Below are 17,726 nucleotides of genomic sequence, written 5' to 3'. Positions count from 1 at the left end.
TCCGCGCAGGCACGGCGCGGCGGTGCCGCGAACCGAAGAAAGGGAAGCCATGCACCGGTCCGCCATCGCCGCCCTGACTCTCGCGTGCGCCATGACCGTGACGCCGGCCCTGGCCGCCACCCCGGCCGGCGCCGCCGTCAAGCCGAACCTTCGTGCGTGCTACGACGGGAGGTGCACGTTCACCTTCACGAAGGCGCTGAGATTCCGCGTCGCGAAGAAGTACGGCCTCGCATGGGTGCGCGTCGCCCGGTACAACGCGGACATGGTCGTCGTGCGGGCGCCCTATCTCACCGCGTTGCTGGGAGAAGGCGCCGCCGGGAGCTTCTCGACGGGGCGGGAGCGCCTCTCGTTCCAGGTGCTGTCGATCACCGACCGCGGCGCGAAGATCCGCTTCACCGGGTGACACCCGCGCCGACGGCCACGACGCCCCAGGCCCCGCTCAGCCGGCGTGGACGACGGGGCGGCGGGCGGTGTCCGGTTCGGCCTGGCGGAGCACCTCGCGGGTGAGGGGCGGGATGTCGCCGCCGCCGAAGACGAGGTAGCGCAGGAGGGCGCCGATGGGGTTGCCCTCCGCGGCCCAGTGGAAGTACACGTGGGGCGTCTTGCCGGTCTGGTCGCGCAGGTAGAGCAGGAGAGCGGCGATGGCGTTGGCGATGGTGGGGCTCTCCATCCGCAGGATGCGGAAGCCGTGGCGTTCCTCGCCGACCACCCGCAACTCGCCGGCGAACTCCGACGCGTCGGGGACGCTCACCTCCAGGAACAGCAGCCCCTCGCTGGTGCGCAGGCGGTGCAGCTCCCAGGCTTCGCGGGCCTTGTCCACGTACTCCTTGCAGTCACGCGCGTGCGGCTCGTTGGCGACGAGCCGCAGCTCACTGGCCTCGTTGACGTACCGGCGGGCCTGGTCGTCCAGGGTGATGCGGGTGACGCGCAGTTCGGTGGAGCGGGTGGCGCGGGAGACGAGCGAGGTGGTGACGATGGCCAGGACGAACAGCAGGGCGATCACCAGGCCGTCGGGCCGTTCGATGATGTTGGCGACGGTGGCGTAGGCGAAGATCAGCGTGATGATCCCGAACGGGACGGCGACGCGGGTGCGGCCGCTGGTCCAGGCGGACAGGGTGACCGCGACGGCGGCCGAGAGGATCAGCGCGAGCACGCCGGTGGCGTAGGCGCCGCCCTGGGACTCGACGTCCGCGCCGAAGACCACGGTGATGAGGCAGGAGACGGCGGTGAAGACCAGCGTCATCGGCCTGACCGCGCGCGACCAGTCCGGGGCCATCCCGTAGCGGGGCAGGTAGCGCGGCACGATGTTGAGCAGCCCCGCCAGCGCCGAGGCTCCGGCGAACCACAGGATGGCGATGGTCGACAGGTCGTAGGCGGTGCCGAACCAGTCGCCGAGGTGTTCGTGGGCCAGGTAGGCCAGGGCGCGGCCGTTGGCCGAGCCGCCTTCGGCGAACTCCCGCGCGGGGATGAGGACGGTGGTGGCGAGGCTGGAGACGACGAGGAAGGCGCTCATGATGAGGGCCGCGGTGGTCAGCAGCTTGCGCGCGCCCCTGATCCGCTGGGTGAGGTCCCCCTTGACCAGGGGCATCACGGCCACCCCGGTCTCGAAGCCGGACAGCCCGAGGGCGAGTTTGGGCATGACGTACAGCGAGACGGCGATCATGGCGATCGGGCTGGAGTGCTGGCTGGTCAGCGCCGCCTGCCAGTCGGCGACCAGCACGGGTTCGGCGAGGATGTGCCGGCCGGCGGTGACCAGCACGACCACGTTCAGCACGAGGTAGACGGCCACCAGGACGACCGCTATCGAGATGGCCTCGCTGAACCCGGCGAGGAACACTCCGCCCAGCGCCGCGATCAGCGCCAGGGTGACCGGCACCTGCCAGCCGGCGAAGACGTCCGGGACGAACGGGTTGTGCAGGATGTGCGCGGTGGCGTCGGCCGCCGACAGCGTGATGGTGACGATGAACGCGGTGGCCACGAACCCGAGCAGGAACAGCACCAGCAGCTTGCCTCGCCAGCCGGGCAGCAGGCGCTCCAGCATCGACAGCGACCCGAGACCGTGCGGGCTCTCCGCGGCGATGGCCCGGTAGGTGGGCAGCGCCCCGAACAGGGTGAGCGCCACCAGCAGCAGGGTGGCGATCGGGCTGAGCGAACCGGCCGCCAGCGCGGCGATGCCGGGCTGGTAGCCCAGCGTGGAGAAGTAGTCGACCCCGGTCAGGCACATCACCTGCCACCAACGGTGGCGGTGGGTGGCGATCTCCTCGTGGTGCGGCCCGCTGGTGGCCGGGTCCGAGCGTTGCAGTCCTTGCAGTAACCAGGCCCGCAGGCCGGACTCGGTCCGCTCGCGGGTCGACGCGCTTGTCACGATCTTCTCCCGCGGTCAGGGCTTGAAGCGGTAGCCCATGCCGGGCTCGGTGATCAGGTGGACGGGGTGGGCGGGGTCCCGTTCGAGCTTCTTGCGTAGCTGGGCCATGTACTGGCGCAGGTAGTGGGTCTCCCTGACGTGGTGGTGCCCCCAGACCTCGGCGAGCATCTGCCGCTGGCTGATCAGCTTGTCGGGGTTGCGCAGGAGGAGTTCGAGCATGTGCCACTCGGTCGGTGTGAGCCGGAGCCCGCTGGAGACGGTCTTGCGCGTCAGGTCGATCACGTGGTCGCCGATGCGGACCGCGGCGAGCTCGGCCTCGTGCACGGCGGCCCGCCGGGTGGCGGCGCGGACGCGGGCGAGCAGCTCGTCGATGGCGAACGGCTTGGTGACGTAGTCGTCGGCGCCCGCGTCGAGGGCTTCCACCTTGTCGGCGCTCCCGGCCCGCCCGGACAGGACGAGGATCGGGATCGTGGTCCAGCCGCGCAGCCCGTGGATGACGTCGACGCCGGCGATGTCCGGCAACCCGAGGTCGAGGATGACCAGGTCCGGATGCCAGTCGGCGGCCTGGCGCAGCGCGGAGGTCCCGTCGGCGGCCTCGGCGACCTCGTACTGGCGGGCGAGGAGGTTGATGCGCAGGGCTCGCAGGATCTGGGGTTCGTCGTCGACGAGGAGGATGCGGGTCATGGTGGCTCCGGTCGCGCTGAGCACCCTGGATCGGGGCCGCCGGGAGAGACGGCTAGGGAGAGCTAACCGCACGATCTGGAGGTCTTTGCGCATCTTGACGCGTTTCATACGCCGTACGCCTGAATCTTGACGCGATTTCTACGCCCCCGACCCGGCCGACGCCCGGTGGGCCGCCGGCGCGGTCCTCACCCGGTGGCGACAGGCATCGAGACGATCATGGTGAGCCCCCCACCGGGTGTCTCGTCCGGTACGAGCGTGCCACCCATCGCCTCGGTGAGCCCGCGCGAGAGAGCGAGGCCGAGCCCGACGCCCGCGCCGTTGTCGCGGTCGCCGAGCCGCTGGAACGGCAGGAAGACGTGGTCGTAGGACTCGCGCGGGATCCCGGGCCCCCGGTCGACGACGCGGATCTCGACGTGGTCGCCGTGCCGGCTCGCCGCGATGTGCACGTTCCGGCCGGCGGGGCTGTGGCGGACGGCGTTGGTCAGAAGGTTGACCAGGACGCGTTCGAGCAGTGCGGGGTCGGCGGCGATCTCGGGGAGGTCGACGGAGATGTCGCCCTCGACGCGGTCGCGCAGCGGCCCGAGGTCGTCGACGGCGCGAGGGACGATCTCCTCCAGGGCGACGGGCTGGAGCACCAGGCCGAGCACGCCGGCCTGCAACCGGCTCATGTCGAGCAGGTTCTCCACCAGCCGGCCCAGCCGGGCGAGTGACTCGTCGGCGGTGGCCAGCAGCTCCTCGCGGTCCTCGGGCGTCCAGGCGACGTCGTTGCTGCGCAGGCTCTCGACGGCGGCCTTGGCCGCCGACAGCGGGGTGCGCAGGTCGTGGCTGACGGCCGCGAGGAGCGCGGTACGCATCCGGTCCGCCGCGGCCAGGGGCTCGGCCCGTTCGGCTTCCCGGCGGAGGCGTTCCTGGCGTAGCGCGACGGCGGCCTCGGCGGCGAAGGCCTCCAGCACCCGCCGGTCGCTGGCGTCCAGCAGCCGCCCGCGAGCGGCCAGCACCAGCTCCTCGCCGATCTTGACGTCGGTGTCGGCCATGGCGGGGCTGGTGCACGGGGCGGTCCCGGAGGTGGCGACGATGTGCCAGGCGGCGGGCTCGGCCTGGTCATCCGGGGTGCGCTCGCCGAGGCGTTCGAGCAGGGTCACGGATTCCAGGGCGAACGTCTCGCGCAGCCGGCCGAGCAGGGAGGGCAGCGCGGCCTCGCCGCGCAGTACGTGCCCGGCGAGGGTGGACAGCGTCTCGGCGTCGGCCCGCGCCCGGGCCGCCTCCCTGGTGCGCCGGGCGGCCAGGTCGACGATCGTGCTCACCGCCGCGGCGACCAGCACGAACACGATCAGCGCCAGCAGGTTCTCCGGGGCCGCGATGGTGATCTGGCCGGTGGGCGGGGTGAAGAACCAGTTGAGCACCAGCGAGCCGGCCACGGCCGAGGTGAGCGCGGGCCGGCTGCCGCCGACCAGGGCCACACCGACGACCAGGCACAGGACCAGCAGGATCTCGTGGGACAGCGACAGCACGCCGCGGAAGGGCAGCAACGCGGCGGTCAGCAGCGGCAGGCCCACGATCGCGAGGCCCCAGCCGGCGAGCCTGCGCCTCCTGTTCAGCGCGGCCTCCGAGCGCTGCGGCCGGCCGCGGCCCTTCTCGGCCTCCTCGTGCGTGACCAGGTGCACGTCGATGGGGCCGGACAGCGCCGCGGTCTCCACGCCGACACCCCGGGAAAGGATCTGGGCGAAGCGGCCCCTCCTTGAGGCTCCCAGGACGAGCTGGGTCGCGTTGACGCCGCGGGCGAAGTCGAGCAGGGCGCGGGACACGTCGCCGCCGACGACCTGGTGGTAGGTGCCGCCCATGCTCTCCACCAGGGCACGCTGGCGGGCCAGCTCGACCGGGTCGCCCCCGGCCGAGCCGTCGGAGCGGGTCACGTGGACCGCCAGCAGGTCGGCTCCCTTGGTCCGGCCGGCGATCCGGGCGGCGCGCCGTACCAGCGTGTCACCCTCCGGACCGCCGGTGAGCGCGACCACCACCCGCTCCCGCGCCTCCCAGCTGCTCTCGATGCCGTGCTCGGCACGGTAGCGGTCGAGCTGCTCGTCCACCGTGCCCGCCACCCACAGCAGGGCGAGCTCGCGCAGGGCGGTCAGGTTGCCGACGCGGAAGTAGTTGGACAACGCGGCGTCCACCTGCTCCGGCGCGTAGACGTTGCCGTGCGCCATCCTCCTGCGCAGCGCCTCGGGCGCCATGTCGACCAGCTCGACCTGGTCGGCCCGCCGCACCACCTCGTCAGGCACCGTCTCGCGCGGCGGGACGCCGGTGATCTGCTCCACCACGTCGTTGACCGACTCCAGATGCTGGATGTTCACCGTGGAGACGACGTCGATGCCGGCGTCGAGGATCGCGTCGACGTCCTGCCAGCGCATGGCGCGCGGCGAGCCCGGGACGTTCGCGTGGGCCAGCTCGTCGACCAGCGCCACCCTGGGGCGGCGGGCGATGACCGCGTCGACGTCCATCTCGGTGAAGGTGGCGCCCCGGTGGAAGGCCGTCCGGCGGGGGATGACCTCCATGCCGTCCAGCAGGGCGGCGGTGCCGTCACGGCCGTGGGTCTCGACGAACCCCACCACGACGTCCCGGCCGCGGTCCAGCGCCCGGCGGCCCTCACACAGCATCGCGTACGTCTTGCCCACGCCGGGCGCCGCCCCGAGGTAGACCCGTAGCCGGCCCCTCACGTCAGCAGGTCTCCGATGCGCATCCGGACTGTTCCCCCTGACCTTCACACGGGTGTGACCCCTACCGTCGCCAGTATCGCCGACCAGGGACGGTGCGGGGACAGCGGATGGCAGGACCGGAGCCCGATCGCCGGCCCGGCGCGCCCCTCACCACAGGCGCGTCGTGTGTCCGTAATTGTACGGGTCGTGGCGTTCCAGACACTCGCGCAGAATGTCCGGCCTTGTCAGGATGTACCCGACAGATCGCAGCAGGTCATTGAGCACGGGAGTACCCATGGGATCAGGACAGACGGTGACGGTGTTCGGCGCGTACGGGCACACCGGGCGCTTCGTGGTGGCGGAGCTGCGGGATCGCGGATTCGTGCCGGTCCTGTCCGGCCGCGACGCCGGGAAGCTGGCAGCGCTGGCGGAGTCCTTCCCGGGGGTGGACGTCCGGCCCGCCTCGGTAGACGATCCGGCGTCGCTCGACCAGGCGCTGGCCGGCGCCGCGGCGGTGATCAACAGTGCGGGGCCGTTCGCCGCGACAGCCGCCCCGGTGATCGAGGCGGCGCTGCGCGCCGGCATCCCGTACGTGGACGTGGCAGCCGAGATCGAGGCCAACGCCGACACGTTCGCGCACTTCACGGAGCGGGCCCGCGCCGCCGGGGCCGTGGTCGTCCCCGCGATGGCCTTCTTCGGCGGGCTCGGCGACCTGCTGGCCACCGCCGCGATGGGCGACTGGTCGGCCGCCGACGAGGTGCATGTCGCCTACGCGCTGAGCAACTGGCACCCCACCGAGGGGACGCGCGTGTCGGGCACGGTCTCCCGGGAACGGCGGGACGGCCGGCGGGTCCGCTTCACCAACGGGAAGCTGGAGTACCACCAGGACGCTCTGCCGTCGCTGAAGTGGACGTTTCCCGAGCCGATGGGCGTGCGGCCCGTCATCGGGGAGTTCAGCATGGCCGACGTCGTGACCATCCCCAGCCACCTGACGGTCCCCGAGGTGCGCTCGTACATGACGGTCGAGGCGGTGGAGGACCTGTCGGCCCCGGACACGCCGGCTCCGGCCGCGGCCGACGAGCACGGACGCTCCGACCAGACGTTCCTCGTCGACGTCGTCGTGCGCTCCGGCGGGGCCGAACGGCGCGCCACGGCGAGCGGCCGGGACATCTACGCCATCAGCGCGCCGCTCGCGGTGGAGGCGGTCCGCCGCATCCTCGCCGGTCAGACCAGGACGACCGGGGTCGCCTCCGCCGGGGAGATCTTCGACGCCGCCGACTTCCTCCGCGCGCTGTCCGCGCACCTGTCGTTCGAGGTGCGCCAGTGACCGCCCGCCGGACTCGGCGGCGCGGCCGAGTCTGATCCCGGTACGCCGGCTGCGCGCACGAGCCGGGACCAGGGCGCCGCATGCCTCCAGAATCGACCGGCTACGCTGCGGCCACGAAGCGGACGCCTCCGAGAACGGACGACAAGATGCACGAACCGGACACCAGCCCCCCGGCACCCGGCGCCTTCGACCCGCGCACGCTGCTCGCGGAGAGCCGCCTCGGCGTCCTCGCCACGATCAAGTCGGACGGTCGCCCCCAGCTCTCCCCGGTCATGCCCCACTACGACCGGGAGGCCGAGGTCATCTACGTCTCGACGAGCGCGGGAACGGCCAAGACGGCCAACCTGCGCCGGGACCCGCGAGCCGCGCTGGAGGTCACCGGCCCCGACGGCATGTCCTGGGCCACCGCGGAGGGCACGGCCACCCTCGTCGGCCCCGGCGCCGACCCCCACGGTCCTGAGGTCGAGGCCCTGGTGCGCTACTACCGCCTCGCCGCCGGGGAGCACCCGGACTGGGAGGAGTACCGGTCGGTGATGGTGTCCGACCGCCGGGTGCTCGTGGTGATGACGGTCGAGCACGTGTACGGCGCCGAGATCGGCTGACGGCGAGGTTGACATTGTCACTGGTGTGAAGCCTTAGCGTCTCCTCACGAGCGACATTCCGGGCGTTCGATTCCGTACTACTGGAGCAAGTGAGATGACGTCTTTCGTGGTGCAGCGCAGTGGCCGGGCGGCGACCGCCGGGGAGCTGGCTCCACTCGCCTTCGCAGGCTACGCCCACTTCACCGCCATGCAGGTGCGCGGGGGGCGGGTCCGGGGTCTCGACCTGCATCTGGAGCGGCTGCGGTTCGCTTCGGAGGAGATGTTCGGTGCGGCGCTGCCCGACGACCGGGTGCGGTCCCACCTGCGGGCGGCGATCGAGGCCGGGCCGGACGACCTCTCGCTGACGGCCACGGTGTACTCGACGGCGGGTGAGTTCACCGTGGCCGGGCCCGAGGCCGAGCTGGAGGTGCTGGTGCGCACCGGACCGGCGGCGTCCGGCCCGCGGGGGCCGCTGGCGCTGGCGGTCGTCGAGCACGAGCGGGAGCTGCCGGCGGTGAAGCACGTGGGCGAGGTGGCGAAGACGTACTACCTGCGCCAGGCCGCCGCCCAGGGCTTCGACGACGCCGCGTTCGCCGACCGCCGGGGCCGGCTGACGGAGGCTTCGATCTGGAATCTCGCCTTCTGGGACGGTGACGCGGTCGTGTGGCCCGAGGGCGAGATGCTCGGCGGGACCACGATGGGCATCGTCCGCCGGCAACTGGATCGCCTCGGCATCGCCCAGCGGGTCCAGGAGGTCACGTCCGCCGACCTGCCGTCGCTGGCCGGGGCCGTGGTGATGAACTCCTGGACGCCGGGGGTGGCGGTCCATCGGATCGGCTCCACGCCCCTGCCCGAGGCGCCGGCGTTCCTGGACGCGCTGCACCGGGCCTATGACGCCGAACCGCTCACCGCGCCGTGAGGCCGCGCGGCCGTGCCGACGCGCCCGTGCCGACGCGCCCGTGCCGACGCGGCCGGGTCCGGCTGACGGGCTCTCTGGGCCGCGGGATCAGGTCGCGGCCTGGTAGGCCGTCGTCCAGAAGTCGCGGATGAGCCGGGGTGTGTCCTGGGAGTCCTGCGCGGTCTGGGTGAGCAGGACGCCGACGAGGTCCTCTGCCGGGTCGGCGTAGGCGCTCGTGCCGAGGCCGCCGTCCCAGCCGAACTGTCCGGGCGAGGCCAGGTCGCGGCGGTGGGTGCGGACGGCCATGCCGAACCCGTAGCCGCCGTGCCGGCCGAAATGGTCGCCGAAGGCGTCCTTCTCGGTCTTCTGCCCGGGCGTGAGCCGGTCGGAGGTCATCAGCTCCACGCAAGCGCGTGACAGGACGCGCTCGCCGCCGAGCGTGCCGCCGTTCAGCAGCATCCGGTAGAACGCGTGGTAGTCGTCGGCGGTCGAGACGAGACCGTCGCCGCCGGCCGCGAACGCCGGAGGCCGGCTGTACTTCCCGCCCGCGGCCTCGTCCCACACCGCGAGCTCGCCGGTCGCCGGGTCGTGGGCGTAGCTGACCGGCAGCCGGTGGATCTTGTCCTCGGGTACGTGGAAGCCGGTGTCCTTCATGCCGAGCGGGTCGAGGAGCCGCTCGCGCAGGAACGACTCGAATGGCTGTCCCGCGACCCTGGCGATGAGCACGCCGAGCACGTCGGAGCCGGTGTGGTAATGCCAGAGCTCGCCTGGCTGCCGCATCAGTGGAAGCTCGCCCAGCCGCCTCATCCACTCGTCCGGCCCGAACGCGGGCGAGGTGGTGTCGAGCCCCCGCTCCCGGATCGCGACCTGGATCGGGTACGTGTCCGGCGCCGCGAGCACGACGCCGAAGCCGAAGGTGAAGGTGAGCAGGTCGCGCAGGGTGATCGGCCGGTGGGCCGGCACGGTCTCCGTCAGCGGGGCGTCGATGCGCGCCAGCACCCTGCGGTCGGCCAGCTCGGGCAGCCACGGGTCGACGGGGTCGTCCAGCCGCAGCCGGCATTCCTCGACGAGGATCATCGCGGCGGCGGCCGTCACGGGCTTGGTGGCGGAGGCCATGCGGAAGATAGTGTCCCTGCGCATGGGTTCGCCGCCGCCGGCGCGCAAGGTGCCCATGACCTCGACGTGGGTGTCGCCCCCGCGGCTCACCAGGGCGACCAGGCCGGGGACCGCGCCCGACTCGACGGGCCGCGCCAGCGCGTCGCGCATCCGGGCCAGGCCCGCGGGGGAGAGGCCCCGGGGGGCGGTGTCGCATCGTCCGCGGGTGGTCCAGCCTCCCTTGGCGTCCCAGGTGCCGTGCATGTCCCAGGTGGTGCTCTGCGTCATGGCCTGCGTCCTCTCGTGGAGCCGTTGCGCACACTGTACTCAAAGAGGAACAGTGTGCGCAACCGAGGGGTTCCACTGCCCTCTTGACAGGGTGGCGGGGAGGGGCGTTGCCTGAAGAGGGGCCTGTTTCCGCTGCTCACGCGTGCGGCGACAGGGCGCGGAGACGGTGTGCGAGGGATGCCCATGGCGACCTACGAGTACCACTGCCACGACTGCGGGCCGTTCGAGGTGCGCCTGCCCATCGGGACCGCCGAGACGGTCCGCGACTGCCCGGCGTGCCTCGGTCCCTCCCGGCGTCTCTTCACCGCGCCCAGCCTCACCCGGCAGTCTCCGGCGATGTCCGCCGCGCTGACGCGCGAGGAACAGAGCCGGGAAGCACCCGAGGTGGTCACGAGCGTGCCCGGCGGGCGGCGGCGGCAGAGCCGGCCGCATCCGGCGCTCTCACACCTGCCTCGGCCCTGACCAACACAACAGCGTTCGCGGGCACCGGCCGCGAACCACGCCTCGGCGAGCCGACCTGAGCCGGCCGACCTGAGCCGGCCGACCTGAGCCAACGGTGGCCTCGCGTCGCAGACCGTGCCTCGCTCCCGTCGCGACCCGCGACCCGCGAACCCGAACCGCCCGTCCCGGGCATGAGGAGGTGCGTCGTTGATGGGAGCCGTCGGACTGCTGTACGTGGGCGCGGTGCTCTTCCTCAACGGGATGATGCTCCTGGGGAAGGTCGAGCCCCGCGCGGCCGGGGTCTTCAACCTCTTCGTCGGAGCGATGCAGGTGATCACGCCCACCGTGCTGATCATCACCGGTCTCGGTGACACGGCCACGATCCTCGGCGCGTCGGGGATCTACCTCTTCGGGTTCACGTATCTGTACGTGGGGATCAACCTGCTCGGAGGCTTCGACACGACCGGGGTCGGCTACTTCTCCCTGTTCGTGGCCATCATGGCGATCGGATACTCCTACGCCAACTTCCGGATCCTGGGCGACCCGGCCTTCGGCGTCATCTGGCTCTACTGGTCGTTCCTGTGGGCGTTGTTCTTCGTGCTGCTGGGCCTCAAACGCGAGCAGATCACCAGGTACACGGGCTGGGTCACGGCGATCCAGGGCTGGGTCACGGCCGCGATCCCGGCATTCATGATCCTCTCCGGGTTCTGGCGCAACACCAACCTCATCGCGGTGATCCTCGCCGTCTTCGGTCTGGTCGCGTTCATCGCGCTGTGGCCGCTGACACGGGGCAAGGAGACGGCCGCCGGTGGAGAGGCGCCGAGGGCGGAAGAACGGACCCATCGCCCTCGATGGACCTGACGGACCGCTGAGCTGGAGAAGAGGTGAGGGGTGAAACGTCGTCCCCGAAGGGGGTCATTCACCAGAGAAGGGCATCCATCATGCCGAAAGTGGTATTCAGTATCGATCAATCGAAGTCGATGCGCGACCAGGCGACCCCAGGGCACAACCGCTGGCATCCAGACATTCCCGTAGTGGAGATGGTGCGACCTGGAGATGAATTCCGCGTCGAATGCCGCGAATGGACCGACGCCCAGATCGGCAACAACGATTCGGCGAACGACGTGCGCGACGTCGACCTGACCGTGGCGCACGTGCTGAGCGGGCCCATCGGGGTCGAGGGCGCCGAACCCGGCGACCTTCTCATCGTCGACATCCTCGACCTCGGGCCGGTGCCCCAGCAGACCGGGGACGCGCCGGGACAGGGATGGGGCTACACCGGCATCTTCGCGAAGGAGAACGGCGGCGGGTTCCTGACCGACTACTTCCCGGACTCCTACAAGGCGATCTGGGATTTCCACGGCCAGGTCGCGGTGTCCCGCCACCTGCCCGGAGTCCGCTTCACCGGCATCACGCACCCCGGCCTCTTCGGCACCGCGCCGTCGGCCGAGCTGCTCAGCTCCTGGAACCGCCGCGAACAGGCGCTCATCGACACCGATCCGCAACGCGTGCCGCCGCTCGGCCTGCCGCCGCTCGCCGACAACGCCATCACCGGCACGGCGAACGGGGAGGTGGCGCAGCGGATCGCCGCAGAGGGGGCGCGTACGGTGCCCGCCCGGGAGAACGGCGGGAACCACGACATCAAGAACTTCACCCGAGGGGCCAGGGTCTTCTACCCGGTCCATGTCCAGGACGCCAAGCTGTCGGGAGGTGACCTGCACTTCAGCCAGGGGGACGGCGAGATCACCTTCTGCGGTGCGATCGAGATGGGTGGCTACATCGACTTCCACGTCGACCTGATCAAGGGCGGCATGGAGAAGTACGGCGTCAGCACCAACCCCGTCTTCATGCCGGGCAACGTCGAGCCGCGCTACTCGGAGTTCCTGTCGTTCATCGGGATCTCGGTGGACCACGACACCGACACCAACTACTACCTCGACGCGACGGTGGCCTACCGCAGGGCCTGCCTCAACGCCGTCGAGTATCTCAAGAGGTGGGGTTACAGCGGCGAGCAGGCCTACCTGCTCCTCGGCTCGGCCCCGATCGAGGGGCGGGTCAGCGGGATCGTCGACATCCCGAACGCCTGCTGCTCGCTCTACCTGCCCACGGCGATCTTCGACTTCGACGTGCGCCCGAACGCGGACGGGCCCGTCAGCGAGGACCGCGGGCAGTGTGCTGTGACCAGTTGAGCGCCGTCGCCGCTGGCCGAGGTTGCCGGGAACATCGCTCCCGGCAACCTTAATGCTTCGGCAAAGAATGGCGATGAGGCCGCAATTCAGGATATTTGGTACTAAATGTGCGTAAAACTTTGGTGTAGCGCGATGCTGAAGAGCGCCGCTCCGAAAGGTTGATCAATGCACAACGACGCCGTGTGGGTCCGAGGCGTGACAGGCATTCAGTTGCACCACACCACCGACCTGCAGGACGCTGTCCGGTTCCTGAGCAATGCGGCGATGGCGCTGCGCGCCGCGCACGTGCGTACCGGTGACGCCCAGTACTCCGACCTCGCCGCCCAACTGAAGACCATGGCGACGGAGGCGCGGACCCTGGAGAGCCAGGCCAGGGACCGCATGCGGCACCTGCACGCCTCCGACCCGGCGCGGTTCGGCCGCTGCCGTGACGGACACGAGCCGTGGCCCGACGAGATCCAGCCCGGGTTCGTCCCGCGCCACACCTGTATGGACCAGTGCCTGTACCACGACCACAACGTTCTGGAAGCCATCACGCAGTGCACGTGCGGACAGCCTCCCTGCCGGGCGTGCGCGATCGGCGGCGCCCCCAGCTAGCCGAAACAGCTGGCCGGGGCCGATCCCGGGCGCCGGTCAGGGCGCGGGGGTCCCGTGCAGGCTCATGGCCTCGGCCGTCAGCCGGACGGAGCGGAGGCGGTCCGCCACGGTGGTCGTCTGGTGGGCGACGATGAGCTCGTCGGCGTCGGCGTGCGTCGCGAAGTCGGCGAGGTAGTCCCTGACCGCGGGCGGGGTGCCCACGGCGGCGTACTTGAGGTTGTGGTGCACGAGCCCGCCCTGCGGTGCGGCGAGGATCTGGTCGGCCTGCTCGTCGGTGTAGTGGCGGTCGCGGCCGAGGAGCATCCGGACCCACTGCCGCTTGAGCGTCAGGAACTGCCGCCGCGCCTCGTCATCGGTGTCCGCGGCGATGACGTTGACGCCCGCGATGACGTACGGCCGGTCGAGCTGCGCGGAGGGCCGGAACTCGCGCCGGTAGACCGCGACCGCGTCCTGCAGGGCGTCCGGCGCGAAGTGGGAGGCGAACGCGTACGGCAGCCCGAGCGCGGCCGCGAGCCGGGCGCCGAACAGCGACGACCCGAGGATGTACAGCGGGACGTCGGTGCCCTTGCCCGGCGTGGCGTCGACGCCCGGGATCAGGCTCTCCCCGGTGAGGTAGCCGCGCAGTTCCTGGACGTCCTCGGGGAAGGTGTCCGCGGACTGCGCGTTGCGGCGCAGGGCGCGCAGCGTCTTCTGGTCGGTGCCGGGAGCCCGGCCGAGGCCCAGGTCGATCCGGCCCGGATGCAGCGTCTCCAGCGTGCCGAACTGTTCGGCGATCGTCAGCGGCGCGTGGTTCGGCAGCATGACGCCGCCGGAGCCGAGGCGGATGGTGCTCGTCCGGCTTGCGACGTGGGCGATGAGCACGCTGGTGGCCGAGGAGGCGATCCGCGGCATGTTGTGGTGCTCGGCGTACCAGACCCGCCGGTATCCGTGGGTCTCGGCGACCTGGGCGAGTGCCACGCTTCCCTGCAGGCTCTGTGCGGCGGTCTCGCCGGGGCCGATGGTGGCCAGGTCGAGGATGGAGAGGGGAAGGGTCACTGGTTCGGGCCTTTCGCGGTGGTGGTGGCGGTGGCGCGGTGGTGGGCTCGCCTCGTGCCCGTACTATGCGGAGCATGGCTCCGCAAAGTAACCGGAGCGACGCTCCGGATGTATCGTACGTCAAGCGGAGCGACGCTCCGGAACCGGCCGTGCCGCGCGCCGACGCCCGCCGCAACCGTGCCCGCATCCTCGACGCGGCCCGTGAGGCCCTCGTCGCCGAGGGAACCGACGCGTCCCTGCGGGCCATCGCCCGGCGCGCCGGGGTGGGCGTCGGCACCCTCTACCGCCACTTCCCGACCCGGGAAGACCTGATCAAGGAGCTGGTCCGGGAGAGCTTCCATGCCCTGACGACCCGGGCCGGAGGGCTAGGCGCGGACGTCCCGTCGCTCGACGCCCTCGCGACCTGGCTCGACGACTTCGCCCGGGCCACGACGATGTACCAGGGGCTGCCGGCCTCGCTGATGGCGACGATCGCCGACGAGTCGTCGCCGCTGAACGTGGCCTGCCACGACATGCGGCAGGCGGGGGCCGCGCTGCTGCGTCGCGCCCAGGACGACGGCGTCATCCGCGGCGACATCGACGACACGGACCTGTTCGCGCTCGTGAGCGCCATCGGCTGGGCCGCCGAGCAGACCGCGACCCCCGACGCGCGGCGGGCTCGTCTGCTGAAGGTGGTCATCGCGGGGCTGGCCATGAGAGACGCGGGGCTGGCCATGGGAGAAAGGACATCGCGCAGCACATGACCCGCTACCTCGCGAACCGGTGGACTGTCGGTGTACCCGTCCTGGCCCTCCTGGCGCTCGCGCTGTCATGGGGAAGCGAGCTGTCGACGTCGTGGGCCGTCGTCCTCGCCGTCGTCCTGGCCGGAGCGGTCCTGGCCGCCGTGCACCACGCCGAGGTGATCGCCCACCGCGTCGGCGAGCCGTTCGGGTCCCTGGTGCTCGCCGTGGCGGTCACCGTGATCGAGGTGGCGCTCATCGTCAGCCTGATGATCTCCGGCGGCGACCAGACGGCCACGCTGGCCCGCGACACCGTGTTCGCCGCCGTGATGATCACATGTAACGGCATCATCGGGCTGTCGCTGCTCACCGGAACGTTGCGGCGGCGGACCGCCCTGTTCAACGCCGAGGGGAGCGGCGGCGCCCTCGCGGCCGTCGCCACGCTGAGCACGCTGAGCCTCGTCCTGCCGACGTTCACCACCAGCGCGCAGGGACCCGCCTTCTCGCCCGGCCAGCTCGGCTTCGCGGCGGTGGTGTCGCTCGCCCTGTACGGGCTGTTCGTCCTCACCCAGACCGTGCGGCACCGCGACTACTTCCTGCCCGTGCCCAGGGAGGGCGGTGAGGCCGGCGGCGAGGTGGAGCACGCCCCCACGCCGAGCGGCCGGACCGCGCTGGTCAGCCTCGGGATGCTGCTGGTGGCGCTCGTGTCGGTCGTCGGCCTGGCCAAGGTCGAGTCGCCGGTCATCGAGACGGCCGTCCGCGCGGCCGGCCTGCCCCACTCCGTGGTCGGCGTGGTGATCGCCCTGCTCGTGCTGCTGCCGGAGACCCTCGCCGCCGTCCGGGCCGCCCGGCGCGACCACATCCAGGTGAGCCTCAACCTCTCCCTCGGCTCCGCGATGGCCAGCATCGGCCTGACGATCCCGGTCATCGCGGTGTCGTCCATCTGGTTGGAGGGGCCGCTGGTGCTCGGGCTGGGCGGCACGCACATGGTGCTGCTGGGGCTGACGTTCGTCGTCACGACGCTCACCGTGGTGCCGGGGCGCGCCACGCTGCTGCAGAGCGGAGTGCACCTCGTGCTGTTCGCCGCGTTCCTGTTCCTCGCGATCAGCCCCTGAGGCCCCGGCTACACGCCTTCGCGCATGGCGCGGTTGCCGAGGACGAGTCCGGCGACGGCGACCACGGCGGCGGCGGCCGCGCCGTACAGGACGGACAGGTCGGTGAGCCGGCCGGAGAACAGCGCGCGCTGCGCGTCCACGACGTACGAGACCGGGTTGAGCTGCCCGACCACCCGCAGCCAGTCAGGTCCGGCGTCCATAGGCAGCAGCACGCCCGACAGCAGGAGCATCGGGAACAGCAGCGTCTGCGTGACGATGTAGAACAGCGTGCCGCTGGGCGCCGACCTGAACGCCAGGACGAACGACAGGGCGCCCAGCCCGACCCCGAACAGCACGAGCAGCGCCAGCCCCGCCAGCGCCCCCGTCAGGTGCAGCCGGAACCCCAGCGGCACCGCCAGCACGATGATCAGCACCGCCTGGCAGAGCAGGACCGCCATCTCCTTCATCGTCCGGCCCACGAGCATGGCCGTGCGGTTGAGCGGGGTGACCATGAGGCGCTCGGTCGAACCGCCGATCAGCTCCACCAGCAGCGTGTAGCCGGCCGCCATCGGCCCCGACAGGCACATCATCACGAGGATGCCGGGCACGAACCACTGCCACGACGAGCCGACCGCCCCGTCCAGCAGCGACCCGAACAGGAACAGGAACAGCAGCGGCTGCCCCATCTCGAACATCAGCCCGAGCGGTTCGCGCAGCGAGGGCCTGATCTCGCGGGTGAAGACGGTGGCGGTGTCACGAAGGAAGGTCGTCATCGGTGAGGCTTCTCCCGGTAAGCGTGAGGAACACGTCGTCGAGCGTCGGTCGGGTGGTCTCCGCGCTGGTGACCTTGATGCCGGACTCCTCCAGCGCGCGCAGCAGGTCGGGCAGGGCGGCCGGGGCGTTGGCGACGCGCAGCCGCACCGTCGTGCCCTCGGTGGTGGCGTCGCCCCCGGTGAGGGGCACGCACGCGGCCGCCTCCCGCTCGGTGCGGGTGGTGATCGTGATGTGGTCGCCGGCAAGGTCGGTCTTGAGCCGGTCGGCCGTGCCGTCCGCGATGATGCGGCCGCCATTGATGATCACCACCCGTTCGGCCATGGTGTCGGCCTCCTCCAGGTAGTGGGTGGTCAGGAAGATCGTGGTGCCGTACGCCTCGCGCAGCCGCAGGATGTGCGTCCAGATCTCGGCGCGGCTCCTCGGATCGAGGCCGGTGGACGGCTCGTCGAGGAAGAGCAGGTCCGGGCGGTGCACCAGGCCGAGCGCGATGTCGAGGCGACGGCGCTGGCCGCCGGACAGCGTGCCGGGCTTGCGCCGCGCCATCGGCCGCAGGTCGAGCAGGTCGAGCAGGTCGTCTGCGCGCCGGCCCGACTCGGTCGTGCTCAGGCCGTAGCAGCGGCCCTGGGTGACGAGCTCGTCGCGGACGAGGAAGTTCTCGCCGGCGCTGTTCTTCTGGCCGACGTACCCGATGCGGCCGCGCACCCTGGCGGGGTCGCGGCGCACGTCGTGGCCGGCCACGACGGCGGTGCCGGACGTCGGGGGCAGCAGGGTGGTGAGCATGCGCAGCGTGGTCGACTTGCCCGCGCCGTTCGGGCCCAGGAAGGCGACCAGTTGCCCGGCCGCCACATCGAGGTCGACGCCGCGGACGGCCTCGACGGTCACGTTCTTCTTCATCGTGAACACGCGGGTCAGCCCCCGTGTGTGGATCATGGCCGCTCTTCTCCGGGCA

At 71.5% G+C, this 17,726-nt stretch carries 17 protein-coding genes; 10 read left to right on the top strand and 7 right to left on the bottom strand.

Annotated features, from left to right (window positions below):
- Positions 1-49: 49 nt before the first annotated feature.
- Positions 50-403, top strand: a complete 354-nt coding sequence (locus tag ACGF0J_RS27865; protein WP_393150265.1) for a hypothetical protein — start codon at positions 50-52, stop codon at positions 401-403.
- Between the two features lie 36 nt (positions 404-439).
- Here the strand turns inward: ACGF0J_RS27865 and ACGF0J_RS27860 are convergent, their stop codons facing one another.
- The 3 genes from ACGF0J_RS27860 to ACGF0J_RS27850 form a co-directional block, all read right to left on the bottom strand.
- Complete coding sequence (locus ACGF0J_RS27860) at positions 440-2,365, bottom strand: amino acid transporter (protein ID WP_393150263.1); 1,926 nt, start codon at positions 2,363-2,365, stop codon at positions 440-442.
- 15 nt (positions 2,366-2,380) lie between these two features.
- Entirely contained in the window at positions 2,381-3,049 is a 669-nt protein-coding gene (locus tag ACGF0J_RS27855) for a response regulator (RefSeq protein WP_393150261.1), read from the bottom strand.
- Positions 3,050-3,234: 185 nt separating this feature from the next.
- A complete protein-coding gene (locus ACGF0J_RS27850) occupies positions 3,235-5,700 on the bottom strand; it encodes an ATP-binding protein (protein WP_393150520.1) in 2,466 nt (821 codons plus the stop codon).
- 334 nt (positions 5,701-6,034) lie between these two features.
- Here ACGF0J_RS27850 and ACGF0J_RS27845 point away from each other — a divergent pair, with 334 nt between their 5' ends.
- The 3 genes from ACGF0J_RS27845 to ACGF0J_RS27835 all read left to right on the top strand — a co-directional run bounded on the left by ACGF0J_RS27845 (position 6,035) and on the right by ACGF0J_RS27835 (position 8,566).
- Positions 6,035-7,066 (top strand): saccharopine dehydrogenase family protein, encoded by a 1,032-nt coding sequence (locus tag ACGF0J_RS27845; protein ID WP_393150259.1) that lies wholly within the window; start codon positions 6,035-6,037, stop codon positions 7,064-7,066.
- 146 nt (positions 7,067-7,212) lie between these two features.
- Positions 7,213-7,668 carry a PPOX class F420-dependent oxidoreductase gene (locus tag ACGF0J_RS27840; protein WP_393150257.1) on the top strand — a complete coding sequence of 152 codons (456 nt, stop codon included), beginning with the start codon at positions 7,213-7,215 and terminating at the stop codon, positions 7,666-7,668.
- 94 nt (positions 7,669-7,762) lie between these two features.
- Positions 7,763-8,566, top strand: coding sequence for an aminotransferase class IV family protein (locus tag ACGF0J_RS27835; RefSeq protein ID WP_393150255.1), 804 nt, complete (start codon positions 7,763-7,765; stop codon positions 8,564-8,566).
- A gap of 87 nt (positions 8,567-8,653) precedes the next feature.
- On the opposite strand, the gene ACGF0J_RS27830 is transcribed toward ACGF0J_RS27835, so the two are convergent.
- Positions 8,654-9,928: a serine hydrolase domain-containing protein gene (locus ACGF0J_RS27830; RefSeq protein WP_393150253.1), complete on the bottom strand. Its 1,275-nt coding sequence runs from the start codon at positions 9,926-9,928 to the stop codon at positions 8,654-8,656.
- A 183-nt stretch (positions 9,929-10,111) separates the two neighbouring features.
- Here ACGF0J_RS27830 and ACGF0J_RS27825 point away from each other — a divergent pair, with 183 nt between their 5' ends.
- The 4 genes from ACGF0J_RS27825 to ACGF0J_RS27810 all read left to right on the top strand — a co-directional run bounded on the left by ACGF0J_RS27825 (position 10,112) and on the right by ACGF0J_RS27810 (position 13,155).
- Positions 10,112-10,390: an FmdB family zinc ribbon protein gene (locus ACGF0J_RS27825; protein ID WP_393150251.1), complete on the top strand. Its 279-nt coding sequence runs from the start codon at positions 10,112-10,114 to the stop codon at positions 10,388-10,390.
- A 189-nt stretch (positions 10,391-10,579) separates the two neighbouring features.
- Positions 10,580-11,230 carry an AmiS/UreI family transporter gene (locus ACGF0J_RS27820; RefSeq protein ID WP_393150249.1) on the top strand — a complete coding sequence of 217 codons (651 nt, stop codon included), beginning with the start codon at positions 10,580-10,582 and terminating at the stop codon, positions 11,228-11,230.
- 80 nt (positions 11,231-11,310) lie between these two features.
- Entirely contained in the window at positions 11,311-12,558 is a 1,248-nt protein-coding gene (gene fmdA, locus ACGF0J_RS27815; RefSeq protein ID WP_393150247.1) for a formamidase, read from the top strand.
- Positions 12,559-12,723: 165 nt separating this feature from the next.
- A complete protein-coding gene (locus ACGF0J_RS27810; protein ID WP_393150245.1) occupies positions 12,724-13,155 on the top strand; it encodes a hypothetical protein in 432 nt (143 codons plus the stop codon).
- 36 nt (positions 13,156-13,191) lie between these two features.
- On the opposite strand, the gene ACGF0J_RS27805 is transcribed toward ACGF0J_RS27810, so the two are convergent.
- Positions 13,192-14,190: an LLM class flavin-dependent oxidoreductase gene (locus tag ACGF0J_RS27805; protein ID WP_393150243.1), complete on the bottom strand. Its 999-nt coding sequence runs from the start codon at positions 14,188-14,190 to the stop codon at positions 13,192-13,194.
- Positions 14,191-14,264: 74 nt separating this feature from the next.
- Here ACGF0J_RS27805 and ACGF0J_RS27800 point away from each other — a divergent pair, with 74 nt between their 5' ends.
- Both ACGF0J_RS27800 and ACGF0J_RS27795 read left to right on the top strand, forming a co-directional pair.
- Positions 14,265-14,933: a TetR/AcrR family transcriptional regulator gene (locus tag ACGF0J_RS27800; RefSeq protein WP_393150241.1), complete on the top strand. Its 669-nt coding sequence runs from the start codon at positions 14,265-14,267 to the stop codon at positions 14,931-14,933.
- Positions 14,930-16,024, top strand: a complete 1,095-nt coding sequence (locus ACGF0J_RS27795; RefSeq protein WP_393150239.1) for a calcium:proton antiporter — start codon at positions 14,930-14,932, stop codon at positions 16,022-16,024. The genes ACGF0J_RS27800 and ACGF0J_RS27795 overlap by 4 nt, the downstream gene beginning before the upstream one ends.
- An 8-nt stretch (positions 16,025-16,032) precedes the next feature.
- On the opposite strand, the gene ACGF0J_RS27790 is transcribed toward ACGF0J_RS27795, so the two are convergent.
- The gene (locus ACGF0J_RS27790) at positions 16,033-16,776 is read right to left on the bottom strand and encodes an ABC transporter permease (protein ID WP_393150237.1); all 744 of its coding nucleotides are present in this window, start codon (positions 16,774-16,776) and stop codon (positions 16,033-16,035) included.
- The gene (locus ACGF0J_RS27785) at positions 16,757-17,707 is read right to left on the bottom strand and encodes an ATP-binding cassette domain-containing protein (RefSeq protein WP_393150235.1); all 951 of its coding nucleotides are present in this window, start codon (positions 17,705-17,707) and stop codon (positions 16,757-16,759) included. The genes ACGF0J_RS27790 and ACGF0J_RS27785 overlap by 20 nt, the downstream gene beginning before the upstream one ends.
- Between the last annotated feature and the right edge of the window lie 19 nt (positions 17,708-17,726).

It is taken from the genome of Nonomuraea sp. NPDC047897 (assembly GCF_043204415.1).
Taxonomy (GTDB): Bacteria; Actinomycetota; Actinomycetes; order Streptosporangiales; family Streptosporangiaceae; genus Nonomuraea.
Note: the sequence above shows the minus strand (reverse complement) of the source record. Positions and strands in the feature narration are given on the sequence as shown.

Bases quoted from the DNA above. Each gene is read 5' to 3' on its own strand.
- ACGF0J_RS27810 (WP_393150245.1), top strand. From the start codon at position 12,724: ATGCACAACGACGCCGTGTGGGTCCGAGGCGTGACAGGCATTCAGTTG.
- ACGF0J_RS27845 (WP_393150259.1), top strand. From the start codon at position 6,035: ATGGGATCAGGACAGACGGTGACGGTGTTCGGCGCGTACGGGCACACC.
- ACGF0J_RS27850 (WP_393150520.1), bottom strand. From the start codon at position 5,700: ATGCTGTGTGAGGGCCGCCGGGCGCTGGACCGCGGCCGGGACGTCGTG.
- ACGF0J_RS27790 (WP_393150237.1), bottom strand. From the start codon at position 16,776: ATGACGACCTTCCTTCGTGACACCGCCACCGTCTTCACCCGCGAGATC.
- ACGF0J_RS27825 (WP_393150251.1), top strand. From the start codon at position 10,112: ATGGCGACCTACGAGTACCACTGCCACGACTGCGGGCCGTTCGAGGTG.
- ACGF0J_RS27800 (WP_393150241.1), top strand. From the start codon at position 14,265: ATGGCTCCGCAAAGTAACCGGAGCGACGCTCCGGATGTATCGTACGTC.
- ACGF0J_RS27840 (WP_393150257.1), top strand. From the start codon at position 7,213: ATGCACGAACCGGACACCAGCCCCCCGGCACCCGGCGCCTTCGACCCG.
- ACGF0J_RS27865 (WP_393150265.1), top strand. From the start codon at position 50: ATGCACCGGTCCGCCATCGCCGCCCTGACTCTCGCGTGCGCCATGACC.
- ACGF0J_RS27795 (WP_393150239.1), top strand. From the start codon at position 14,930: ATGACCCGCTACCTCGCGAACCGGTGGACTGTCGGTGTACCCGTCCTG.
- ACGF0J_RS27855 (WP_393150261.1), bottom strand. From the start codon at position 3,049: ATGACCCGCATCCTCCTCGTCGACGACGAACCCCAGATCCTGCGAGCC.
- fmdA (WP_393150247.1), top strand. From the start codon at position 11,311: ATGCCGAAAGTGGTATTCAGTATCGATCAATCGAAGTCGATGCGCGAC.
- ACGF0J_RS27830 (WP_393150253.1), bottom strand. From the start codon at position 9,928: ATGACGCAGAGCACCACCTGGGACATGCACGGCACCTGGGACGCCAAG.
- ACGF0J_RS27820 (WP_393150249.1), top strand. From the start codon at position 10,580: ATGGGAGCCGTCGGACTGCTGTACGTGGGCGCGGTGCTCTTCCTCAAC.
- ACGF0J_RS27835 (WP_393150255.1), top strand. From the start codon at position 7,763: ATGACGTCTTTCGTGGTGCAGCGCAGTGGCCGGGCGGCGACCGCCGGG.
- ACGF0J_RS27785 (WP_393150235.1), bottom strand. From the start codon at position 17,707: ATGATCCACACACGGGGGCTGACCCGCGTGTTCACGATGAAGAAGAAC.